Below are 11,048 nucleotides of genomic sequence, written 5' to 3'. Positions count from 1 at the left end.
CTTTTCGAGGTTATCGACTTGGCTTTCTGCGTTGCCGCTTGCCCTGTCGATGGAGGCGCATTATAGGGAGCCAGCTCGGATTGGCAAGGGTGATTTCGCATAAAATTCTCATTTCCGGCTCAACCGCTCACCAATCAACCAGGATGATGTTTAAATGCTCAATCAGGGTTCCGTATGCAGGCACTTTCTACCCCTGGCGGGGTCAAGGGTGTCGGTAGATCAAGGTTGTATCGAATTGCTTTTCCCGAACGCCATAACCATGGTGATCGGGATCCGGCCTTCGGGTAACATAGCGCCCCTTTGCGATTCTCACACTCTTGGGCTTTGGAGAGTTTAATGCCTTTTGCACTTGGCCAGCGTTGGATTAGTGATACAGAGACGGATCTGGGGTTGGGGACTGTCGTTGCTGTTGAAGGACGCATGGTTACCCTGTTGTTTCCGGCTACCGGTGAAAACCGCATGTATGCCAAAGAAGAGGCGCCGGTCACCCGGGTCAGCTTCAATGTGGGCGATCAGATTGCCAGTCACGAAGACTGGACCATGACGGTCGAAGAAGTGCAGGAGAAAGACGGCCTGCTTATATATGTGGGTGTTCGCACCGACAATGATGAGCCCGTTGCCCTCAAGGAAGTGTTTCTCAACAACTTTATCAAGTTCAACAAGCCGCAGGATCGCCTGTTCGCCGGCCAGATCGACCGGATGTCCCGCTTCACCCTGCGCTACGAGGCGCTGATCAACCAGCACCAGCGCCGCCGTAACCCGACTCGCGGTCTGGCCGGTGGCCGGGTCAGCCTGATCCCGCACCAGCTCTATATCGCCCATGAAGTGGGTCATCGCTACGCCCCGCGCGTACTGCTGGCGGACGAAGTGGGTCTGGGCAAGACCATAGAAGCGGGCATGATCATCCATCAGCAGCTGCTCTCCGGCCGCGCCCATCGGGTGCTGATCCTGCTGCCCGAGACTCTCCAGCACCAGTGGCTGGTCGAGATGCTGCGCCGCTTCAATCTGCATTTCTCCCTGTTTGACGAGGAGCGCTGCATCGAGGCGTTCGCCGATGCGGAGAACCCCTTCGAGACCGAACAGCTGGTGATCTGCAGCCTCGACTTCCTGCGCAAGAAGCGTCGTCGCTTCGAACAGGTGCTGGAAGCCGAGTGGGATCTGCTGGTTGTCGACGAGGCGCACCACCTGGAGTGGAGCGAAGAGGCGCCGAGCCGCGCCTATGAAATGGTGGAAGCGCTGGCCGAACAAGTGCCTGGCGTGCTGCTGCTGACCGCCACCCCGGATCAGCTGGGCCATCAGAGCCACTTTGCCCGTCTGCGCCTGCTCGACCCGGAGCGTTTCTACGACTATGAGGCCTTCCTCGCCGAGGAGCAGGCCTATGGTCAGGTCGCCAGCGCCGCGCAGGAGCTGCTGGATGGCGAGACCCTGAGCGATGAAGCCAGGCAGATCCTCGCCAGCCAGCTGGAAGGGCTGGACTTGAGCGATGCTGCTGCCCGCCAGCAGGCGGTCGCCAAGCTGCTGGATCAGCATGGCACCGGCCGGGTGCTGTTCCGCAACAGCCGCGCCAATATTCAGGGCTTCCCCGAGCGTCACCTCAACGTCTACCCCATGCCGCTGCCGGAGCAGTACAAGACTGCCATCAAGGTGATGGGCATGATGGGTGGCAACGGCGGCGATCTGCAGACCCGTGCCCTGCGCTACCTCTATCCCGAGAAGATCTTCCAGCAGTTCGAAGGCGACAACGCCACCTGGACCCAGTTCGACCCGCGCGTCGAGTGGTTGCTGGAGCTGCTGCTTTCTGCCCGCCAGCAGAAGGTGCTGGTGATCTGCTCCGAAGCGGCCACCGCCATCGCGCTGGAAGAGGCGCTGCGTACCCGTGAAGGGATCCGTGGTGCCGTGTTCCACGAAGGGATGTCGATCCTCGAGCGGGACAAGGCTTCCGCCTATTTCGCCCAGCAAGAGGGTGGCGCCCAGGTGCTGCTCTGCTCCGAGATCGGCTCAGAAGGTCGCAACTTCCAGTTTGCCAGTCATCTGGTGCTGTTCGATCTACCGCTCAATCCGGATCTGCTGGAACAGCGGATCGGTCGACTGGATCGTATCGGTCAGCAGAATACCGTCGAGATCCACGTACCCTATCTGGAGGGCACCTCCCAGCGCGCCCTGCAGCTCTGGTATCACGATGGTCTGGACGCGTTCGAGCAGACCTGCCCGACCGCTCGCCCGGTATTCGAAGCGGTGCGCGATGAACTGTTCGAGCTGCTGGCCGCCAACACCGGCGATCAGGCGACTCTCGACGCCCTACTGATCAAGACCCGCGAACTGCACGAGCCGCTCAAGGCCCGACTGGAACAGGGTCGCGATCGCCTGCTGGAGATCCACTCCAGCGGTGGCGCCGCCGCCCAGCAGCTGGTCGACAAGCTGGCCGCCGAAGATGACGACACCGGCATGATCTCCTTCGCCCTCAAGATGTTCGATGAGATCGGCGTCAACCAGGATGATCGTGGCGAAAACGCGCTGGTGCTGACCCCGGGGGATCACATGCTGGTCTCCAGCTTCCCGGGCCTGCCGCAAGACGGCATGACCATCACCTTCGATCGCAACACCGCCCTGTCGCGGGATGACATGGCGCTGCTCTCCTGGGATCACCCCATGATGCGCGGCGGCATCGACCTGATCCTCGGCTCCGAGATCGGTGCCACCTCGGTCGCACTGCTCAAGAACAAGGCGCTGCCCATCGGCTCCATCCTGCTGGAGCTGATCTTCGTTGCCGAGTCTGCGGCCCATCCCCAGCTCTACCGTTTCATGCCACCGACGCCGATCCGTCTGCTGATGGACAAGAACGGCCAGAATCTGGGTGAGAAAGTGGCGTTCGATGCCTTCAACCGCCAACTGACTCCGGTCAACCGCCACCTCGGCAGCAAGCTGGTCACCGCGTCGCAGCCGGTGATCCACGGTCTGATTGGCCAGGCTCAACCGATTGCCGAAGAGCTGAAAGCCGGGATTGTCGACAAGGCCCGTGCCCAGATGGCGCAGACCCTGCAGCAGGATCTGGATCGTCTGGAAGCGCTCAAGGCAGTCAACCCGAACGTGCGCGACAGCGAACTGGATTATCTACGCAATCTGCAGGCAGAATTGCACCACCTGATTGATCAGACCCAACTCAAGCTGGATGCCATCCGCTTTATCGTGGTCACCCATAACTGACAAGGTACCGACCGTCAGCGGCCAGACCCAGCTCAAACTGGATACCCAATGCCGCTTTATCGTGGTTACCCATAACTGATGGGGGCTTGCCCCCACCTTCTGATGCGAGACATTTATGTTTGAATACTCACCGCCCCTGGAACCCTGGCTCGATATCCTGTTTAAGGACAAGGACATCATGGTGGTCAACAAGCCCACTGGCCTGCTGAGCGTCCCCGGGCGCGGCCCCGAGAATGAAGACAGCGTCCTGCATCGGGTGAAGCAGCAGCACCCCAAGGCGGCGGCGGCTCATCGCCTCGACATGTCCACCACTGGCGTCATTGTCATTCCCCTCAATCCCAATTCCCATCGGGAGCTGAGCCGGCAATTTCGCGAGCGGGAGACCGAGAAGCACTACCTCGCCTGGGTGTGGGGCGAGCCGGAGGCGGACTCGGGTCAGGTCGACCTGCCGCTCTGCGTCGACTGGCCCAACCGCCCGAAACAGAAGGTGGATCATGAGGAGGGGCGTCACGCCCTGACCCTGTGGGAAAAACTGAAGGTGGAGAACGGCAACAGCCTGATCAAGCTGACCCCCATCACGGGTCGCTCGCACCAGCTGCGCGTCCACATGCTGGAGCTGGGGCACCCCATTCTGGGTGACAACCTCTATGCCCATCTGGATGCGCTGGCGGCAGCCCCTCATCTCTACCTGCATGCGGCCATGCTGACCATCAGCCACCCCCGCAGCGGCGAGCGGATGACCTTCGAGGCCCCGGCCCCCTTCCCGGTCTGAGCATTGTACCGAGCAGTGAAGCCGTCAGATAAAACCCCATAAAAAAGAAAGCCCCCATCGAAAGATGGGGGCTTTTTCGTTCAGGTCAGACGCGAATATCGATCCTGCTTCCGAGGGAAGCGCTGGCCGATGTCGGCGCCGCCGGAGCGGACTGAGCTGCCGTTGCCAGCAGTTTCAAAGCCGATTCGCCCTCCTGGGTCTGCTGCTTCTTGGCCAGGCTGGCCACCATCAGAGCAGAACCAAACGACGCATTTGCAGAGCTAGAAATATCCATTGTGTACCTCCTGCCAAGAGACTATCGGCCGGGGCCCGCGAGACATGAGCCATATCGTTCAGAGCAGGTATGCCTTGTCCGGTGCACGCCGTGCCAGCCAGCGCTCCTCCATCTCCAGCAGGGTCTGATAGGCCTTGGACGCCTGCTCCGGGCGGCTGAATAGATAGCCTTGTCCATAGAGATGGATGTCGGTCAATGAGCGCAGCACGTCGAGCTGCCCCTGGGTCTCGATGCCTTCACACACCAGTTTCTTGCCCAGCATGGAGCCCATGCGGCAGATGTTGGCCACCAGCTCGGCCGCCTCGATGGAGGTGTCTATGCCCTGGATGAAGGATCTGTCTATCTTCACCTTGCTCACCGGCAGCTTCTGCAGATAGCTGAGAGAGGAGTAACCGGTTCCGAAGTCATCCAACGCCAGGTGAATCCCCTGCTGACTGAGATCCTGCATCAGCTGCAGCGAGTTCTTCACCTCGCGCATTGTGGTGTCTTCCGTCACCTCCAGTACCAGGCAGGAAGCGGGAATATGGTGTTCCATCAACGCCTTGGCCACCAGCTTCAACAGGTTGCGCTGATACATGCCAGGGGAGATGTTGACGCACATCTGCAGATCGACCAAGCCCAGGTGCTGCCACTGGTGGAGCTGCTCGCACGCCGTGTTCAGCACCCAGCTCCCCAGCTTCTCGGCAAGCTGGAACTCTTCCGCCACCTGGATCACCTCGTTGGGCGGGATGAAGCCAAGCTCGGGATGACGCCACCTCAGCAGCGCCTCCACCGCCTCGCAGCGACCGCTCTCCAGGTTGACTATGGGTTGGTAATAGAGCTCCAGGGCATTGTGTTCAAGGGCCATCACCATGTCGGAGGCGAGGTGCTTGCGCCTGGCGGTTTCGTTGAGCAGGGAGCTGTCATAGATGACATAGGGCACATGGGTCTTGCGGCTGTGGAAGAGCGCCTGCTCCGCCCGGCTCAGCAGCTCCTGGGTCTGGTTGCTGTCTGTGGGGAAGAAGGCGATGCCTATGCCCACCTCCAGCCGGAAGGGGTAGCTGTCGATGATGATGTCTTGCTTGATGGCGTGGAGAACCCTCGCCACCAGCTCCCTGACCTGGCGCAGGTCGCTGCTGTCCCGTTGCAGCATGGCGAGTTGATCGCCTCCGAGACGCGCCACCCACTCGCCGTTTTCACACAGGGCACGCAGCCGCTTCGCCAGCTCCTGCAGCAGTATGTCCCCTGTGCTGTAGCCGAACTTGCTGTTGATGTCCCGAAAGTCGTTGATGTCGATCAGTACCAGACCAAAGGGAGTATCACGGCTGACATAGGACTCCATCTTCTCCAGCAAGGCCAACCTGTTGGCCAGGCCGGTCAGCGGATCGACCCGGGCCGTTCTGAAATGGCGCCTGGCTTCGCGCACCAGCAGGCCGCTGAGCAGGATCACCGAGATCACCAGCCCCAACACCATGAACAACAGCGCATCGCGCAGCTGGCCGAAGCGCTTGTCATTGCCCGAATAGACGTTGATGTTCTTCTGCATCATGGAGGCGAGGGAATAGGAGAGCGGCTCTTGCAAGGGCGCAAGGGTCATCATGATCTGCTGGTAGTCCGGCATCCCCGGCTTCAGCCTGGTCAGCTCCGGCTCCAGCTTGCGGATATTGCTCTCGGTCAGCTGGACCAGTCGCAGCGTCTTCGGATTGTCCGACAGGCTCTTGCGCAGCTGGCCGCTCAGCAGTATGGGAGTACGGCTCCAGAGAATGTCGTAACGCAGCAGCAGGGTTTCATGGTCGATGCCGCCGTAGTGGTAAATCTCGACGGCATTGAGAAAGCGCCCCAGCTCGAGCTGCAACTGCATCAAGGCCCAGGAGACGTCATAGGTGTACTTCTCCATCACCCGGGTCGCATTCTGTATCTGCACCAGGCAATAGAGCGTGCTACCCGTGAATATCAGAATGGATAGATAAAGAACGCCGAGTAAGGGCCAGGCCCTGGTCTTCGTTTTCACCCAATGCTCCCGCAAGTCACCGTCTTTACTGCTGAATATCGATTGCGCTCAGTTGCCAGATCATCATGTCGGTGAACTCGGATCGCTTGAGTTCGGGATGCTGATCCAGCGGCAGAATAAACCAGAGCGGCCCCTTGTCACGTACCCGCATGGTCACCCCATCATCCTGCCAGGCCAGGATGGGATCGTATTGCCTGACCTTATCCCAGTTGATCCGGATCTGGAAACTATTCAAGGCGGTGAGCGTGATGCTCTTGCCGTTGGCCTTCACCGCCGTCAGCACGTCCGCCAGCCTGGGCCCCACGTATTTGTGCGGTTTATCCACCCAGGGATTGCTCGTCACTATCTCATGCTGTGGCAGGGCCTGGATCATGGCCATGTCGAAATCAACCTCACCATCAGCGGGGTTGGCGGGATCCAGATTCCCCGTCACCTTGAGGATCACCGGCCCCTCGGGAGCGGCCAATGCCATGGTGGGAACGACAAGGGAAAACAGTAACGGGATCAAACCTAATGTTCGCATGCTCACCTCAGATCATTTCACTATCAACAGCTTCAGCTTAGTAGCACTAAAAAAAACGGCCCGCAAAAGCGAGCCGTTTGATGACTATGACGGAATTACATCATACCCATACCGCCCATGCCACCCATATCAGGCATGGCAGGGGTATCTTTCTTCGGCAGCTCGGAGATCATGCACTCTGTGGTGATCATCAGGCCGGCGATGGAAGAGGCGAACTGCAGGGCAGAACGGGTCACCTTGGTCGGATCCAGGATGCCCATGGCCAGCATGTCACCGTACTGCTCGGTGTAGGCGTTGTAGCCGAAGTTACCCTCACCGTTCTTCACGGCGTTGGCAATGACGGAGGCTTCTTCGCCAGCGTTGATGACGATCTGACGCAGCGGAGCTTCCATGGCGCGCAGGGCGACCTTGATACCCACGTTCTGGTCTTCGTTGTCACCACGCAGGGAGGCCAGCTTGGCGGCCACGCGCACCAGCGCCACACCACCACCGGCAACCACGCCTTCTTCTACGGCAGCGCGAGTGGCGTGCAGGGCATCGTCAACACGGGCTTTCTTCTCTTTCATCTCGACTTCGGTGGCAGCGCCAACCTTGATGACGGCAACACCGCCGGCCAGCTTGGCCACGCGCTCTTGCAGCTTCTCACGGTCGTAATCGGAAGAGGTATCTTCGATCTGCTGACGGATCTGAGCCACGCGGCTCTCGATCAGGGCGGCATCACCCACGCCATCGATGATGGTGGTGTTCTCTTTGGTGATGACGATGCGCTTGGCACGGCCCAGATCTTCCAGGGTCGCTTTTTCCAGCTCCATGCCCACCTCTTCGGAGATCACGGTACCGCCGGTCAGGATGGCGATATCCTGCAGCATGGCCTTGCGACGGTCACCGAAGCCCGGTGCCTTGACGGCGGCGACTTTCACGATGCCGCGCATGGTGTTGACCACCAGGGTCGCCAGCGCTTCACCTTCCACGTCTTCGGCCACGATGATCAGCGGTTTGCCCGCCTTGGCCACGCCTTCCAGCACCGGCAGCATTTCGCGGATGTTGGAGATTTTCTTGTCCACCAGCAGGATGAAGGGGTCATCCAGCTCGACGGAGCCGGTTTCCGGCTTGTTGATGAAGTAGGGGGAGAGGTAGCCACGGTCGAACTGCATGCCTTCTACCACGGCCAGCTCGTCTTCCAGACCCTGACCGTCTTCCACCGTGATCACGCCGTCACGGCCGACCTTGTCCATGGCCTCGGCGATCAGTGCACCCACTTTCTCGTCGGAGTTGGCGGAGATGGTGCCGACCTGGGCGATGGCGTTGTTGTCGGCGCAGGGCTGGGACAGGGCCTGCAGCTCGGCGACGGCGGCCACGACGGCCTTGTCGATACCGCGCTTCAGATCCATGGGGTTCATGCCGGCGGCGACGGCCTTCAGGCCTTCGTTGACGATGGCTTGCGCCAGTACGGTCGCAGTGGTGGTACCGTCACCGGCGGCGTCGTTGGCCTTGGAAGCGACTTCCTTGACCATCTGGGCGCCCATGTTCTGGAACTTGTCTTCCAGCTCGATCTCGCGGGCAACGGAGACGCCATCCTTGGTGATGGTCGGGGCACCGAAGGACTTGTCCAGTACCACGTTGCGGCCTTTCGGGCCCAGAGTCACCTTGACGGCGTCGGCCAGGATGTTGACGCCTTCCAGCATCTTGATGCGGGCTTCGTTGCCAAACTTAACTTCTTTAGCTGCCATGTTCTTCAGTCCTTAAATCAATTCGGGAAAAAGGGGGGAGGTGATTACTCTTCGACAATCGCCAGGATGTCGGTCTCGGACAGGATCAGCACGTCCTGGCCATCCAGCTTCTCGGTCTTCACGCCGTAGCCTTCGTTGAAGATCACCTTGTCACCCACCTTGACGGCGAGGGCTTTGACATCGCCATTGTCCAGAATTCGGCCAGTCCCCACGGCAAGAACTTCACCACGGGTGGACTTCTGGGCCGCAGTGCCAGTCAAGACGATGCCGCCAGCGGATTTGGCTTCAGCTTCGATGCGCTTGATGATGACGCGGTCGTGCAGTGGACGAATTTTCATCGATAACTCTCCCAAAATGAGTCTCTGTGTTGCTTGAGGAATGGCCGCAGTCGGCCAAATTTGTTATGCCCCTGATCTGGGGCAATATGGGTAGCCCTTCAAGGGCAAATACAAAAAAAATATTTTCACGTACTATGAGTATCTTCGATGGATCACCCACCCCCAATTAGGAAGGCGGATGGACGCGGCCAGCATTTCGGCCCAGAGCACATAGAGACCCTGCCTTGAGCCGACCCAACCCCATGCTGACCGCCCCCATGACGCCAGTGCTGCTGCGCATGACGGGGCCCATGATCCTCGGCATCGTTGCCATCCTTGCCTTCAACCTGGTCGATACCTTCTTTATCGGCATGCTGGGCACGGAGGCGCTCGCCGCCATCAGTTTCACCTTCCCGGTCACCTTCGTGGTCACCTCCCTCACCATGGGGCTGGGAGCGGGACTGTGTGCCCTGCTCGGCCATGCCCTGGGCCAGGGCCGTCACGACGAGGCCGCCCGCATCACCACCGACTGCCTGTTCCTGGCCGTCATCCTGGTGACCCTGCTCGCCGTGCTGGGGGCGCTGACCATAGAGCCCCTCTTTACCCTGCTGGGGGCCAGTGCCGAGCTCATTTCCCTCATCCACGACTACATGCTGATCTGGTATCTGACCGTGCCCATGCTGGTCATCCCCATGGTCGGCAATGCCGCCATCCGGACCACGGGGGATACCAAGACCCCCAGCCTGGTGATGGGGGTGGCCGGCCTGGTCAACGGGATACTGGATCCCCTGCTCATCTTCGGGCCCGGCCCTTTTCCCGAGTGGGGCATCCGCGGCGCCGCCATCGCCACCTCCCTCTCCTGGCTGATGGCCATGCTGGTCAGCCTGCACATACTGCGCAAGCGGGAGCAACTGCTGTCATGGCGCCTCTCCCCTCGCCCGCGGCTGCTGGCCCACTGGCGCGCCCTGCTGCAGGTGGCCGTGCCCGCATCGTTTACCAACATGCTCAACCCGCTGGCCAATGCCGTGCTGATGGTCATCTTCGCCGGCCTGGGTACCGAGGTGGTCGCCGCCTACGGCGCCGCCTCCAGGGTAGAGGCGCTGCTGCTGATCGTGATGATGGCGCTCTCTTCCGTGCTGGCCCCCTTCGTCTCGCAGAACTGCGGAGCGGGCAATCCGGCGAGAGCCAGGGCCGCCCTGCTGCTCTGCATGCGGTTCGCCCTGCTGTTCCAGCTCGCCATCTACGGCCTCGTCTGGCTGCTGGCCCCCCTCATCGCCAACCTGTTCAGCGATCACCCGCAAGTCGTGCGCCTCATCGTGCTCTACCTGCATCTGGTGCCCATCGGCTACGGTTTTCAGGGCATGGTGATGTTGCTGGCCTCGGCCCTCAATGGGGTCAGAGCCTCGACGGTATCATTCGTCTTCAACGGCATGCGGCTGTTCGTCTTCTTGCTGCCAGGGGCCTGGCTGGGGGCAAAACTGGGGGGAGAGCAGGGGATCTATCTGGGGATATTGCTGGCAAACCTGACGGCGGGACTGCTGGCCTGGGGCTATGCCCACCGCAGGTTTGAGGGGCTCTGCCATCAGGTCCACCCCTGACGGCGAGGCCCCCGATATGGCGGCCGATTCCGTTCACTCACTCTTTGCGTTCAAATTCCCCTTCAATCGTGGTTCCGCCACCCTTGGCCTGATCCGGCTGCCCCTCGCCAGGGCGCACCCCGAACGGTGGTTGCTGTGCCTGGAAGCCCCCCATCTGCATCCTGAACTGACTGCTGCCCACCAGCTTGTCGGCCAGCCTGTTGCGCAGCCAGGGCTGCAGCAGCAGGATGCCGAAGAAGTCGGTCACGAATCCCGGAATGATCAGCAGCAGACCGGCCAGCGCCAGCATCATGCCACCCATCACCTCGCGGCCCGGCATCTCGCCCTGCTGCATCTTCTGCTGGGCACTGAACAGGGTCTTGATCCCTTCGCTGCGCACCAGGGAAGAGCCCAGCACCGCGGTCAGTACCAGCAGGCCCACGGTCGGCAAGGCGCCTATCACCGAGCCCACCTCTATCATCACGGTGAGCTCCAGCAATACCAGGCCAACCAACAACAGTAACAACTTGCCCATAGCAACCTCAGTGCGGTGAATAAATGAACCTGCCATCACGCAGTGAGCGGAGTATGGCCCATGCCAGCTCGCCATCGCGCAGGTCTCTTGTCACTAAAATGGGGAGCCATGCCGGTTTTTCAAGTC

General features: G+C 60.6%; 9 protein-coding genes. 3 read left to right on the top strand and 6 right to left on the bottom strand.

Going from position 1 to position 11,048, the window contains the following annotated elements; translation table 11 throughout:
- Positions 1–336: 336 nt before the first annotated feature.
- Both rapA and rluA read left to right on the top strand, forming a co-directional pair.
- A complete protein-coding gene (rapA, locus tag AAHB08_RS20515) occupies positions 337–3,204 on the top strand; it encodes an RNA polymerase-associated protein RapA (protein ID WP_342059937.1) in 2,868 nt (955 codons plus the stop codon).
- 115 nt (positions 3,205–3,319) lie between these two features.
- A complete protein-coding gene (gene rluA, locus AAHB08_RS20510; RefSeq protein ID WP_342059936.1) occupies positions 3,320–3,976 on the top strand; it encodes a bifunctional tRNA pseudouridine(32) synthase/23S rRNA pseudouridine(746) synthase RluA in 657 nt (218 codons plus the stop codon).
- Positions 3,977–4,061: 85 nt separating this feature from the next.
- On the opposite strand, the gene AAHB08_RS20505 is transcribed toward rluA, so the two are convergent.
- From AAHB08_RS20505 to AAHB08_RS20485, 5 genes are all read right to left on the bottom strand, one after another.
- Positions 4,062–4,250, bottom strand: coding sequence for a hypothetical protein (locus AAHB08_RS20505; protein ID WP_106884960.1), 189 nt, complete (start codon positions 4,248–4,250; stop codon positions 4,062–4,064).
- A 58-nt stretch (positions 4,251–4,308) separates the two neighbouring features.
- Positions 4,309–6,240: a putative bifunctional diguanylate cyclase/phosphodiesterase gene (locus AAHB08_RS20500; RefSeq protein ID WP_342059935.1), complete on the bottom strand. Its 1,932-nt coding sequence runs from the start codon at positions 6,238–6,240 to the stop codon at positions 4,309–4,311.
- Positions 6,241–6,265: 25 nt separating this feature from the next.
- Entirely contained in the window at positions 6,266–6,763 is a 498-nt protein-coding gene (locus AAHB08_RS20495; RefSeq protein WP_139436757.1) for a molybdopterin-binding oxidoreductase, read from the bottom strand.
- Between the two features lie 95 nt (positions 6,764–6,858).
- Positions 6,859–8,493: a chaperonin GroEL gene (gene groL, locus AAHB08_RS20490; protein ID WP_025325745.1), complete on the bottom strand. Its 1,635-nt coding sequence runs from the start codon at positions 8,491–8,493 to the stop codon at positions 6,859–6,861.
- Between the two features lie 44 nt (positions 8,494–8,537).
- Positions 8,538–8,831, bottom strand: coding sequence for a co-chaperone GroES (locus AAHB08_RS20485; protein WP_005309514.1), 294 nt, complete (start codon positions 8,829–8,831; stop codon positions 8,538–8,540).
- A 242-nt stretch (positions 8,832–9,073) separates the two neighbouring features.
- On the opposite strand from AAHB08_RS20485, the gene AAHB08_RS20480 reads away from it, so the two are divergent.
- Positions 9,074–10,408: an MATE family efflux transporter gene (locus tag AAHB08_RS20480; RefSeq protein ID WP_342059939.1), complete on the top strand. Its 1,335-nt coding sequence runs from the start codon at positions 9,074–9,076 to the stop codon at positions 10,406–10,408.
- Positions 10,409–10,445: 37 nt separating this feature from the next.
- Here AAHB08_RS20480 and AAHB08_RS20475 read toward each other — a convergent pair whose 3' ends face one another.
- Positions 10,446–10,922 (bottom strand): FxsA family protein, encoded by a 477-nt coding sequence (locus tag AAHB08_RS20475; protein ID WP_319917949.1) that lies wholly within the window; start codon positions 10,920–10,922, stop codon positions 10,446–10,448.
- Positions 10,923–11,048: the final 126 nt, after the last annotated feature.

It is taken from the genome of Aeromonas sp. OTU364, from assembly GCF_038440395.1.
GTDB lineage: Bacteria > Pseudomonadota > Gammaproteobacteria > Enterobacterales > Aeromonadaceae > Aeromonas.
The sequence above is the reverse complement of the archived record's forward strand: the minus strand, read 5'-3'. Positions and strand labels throughout refer to the sequence as shown.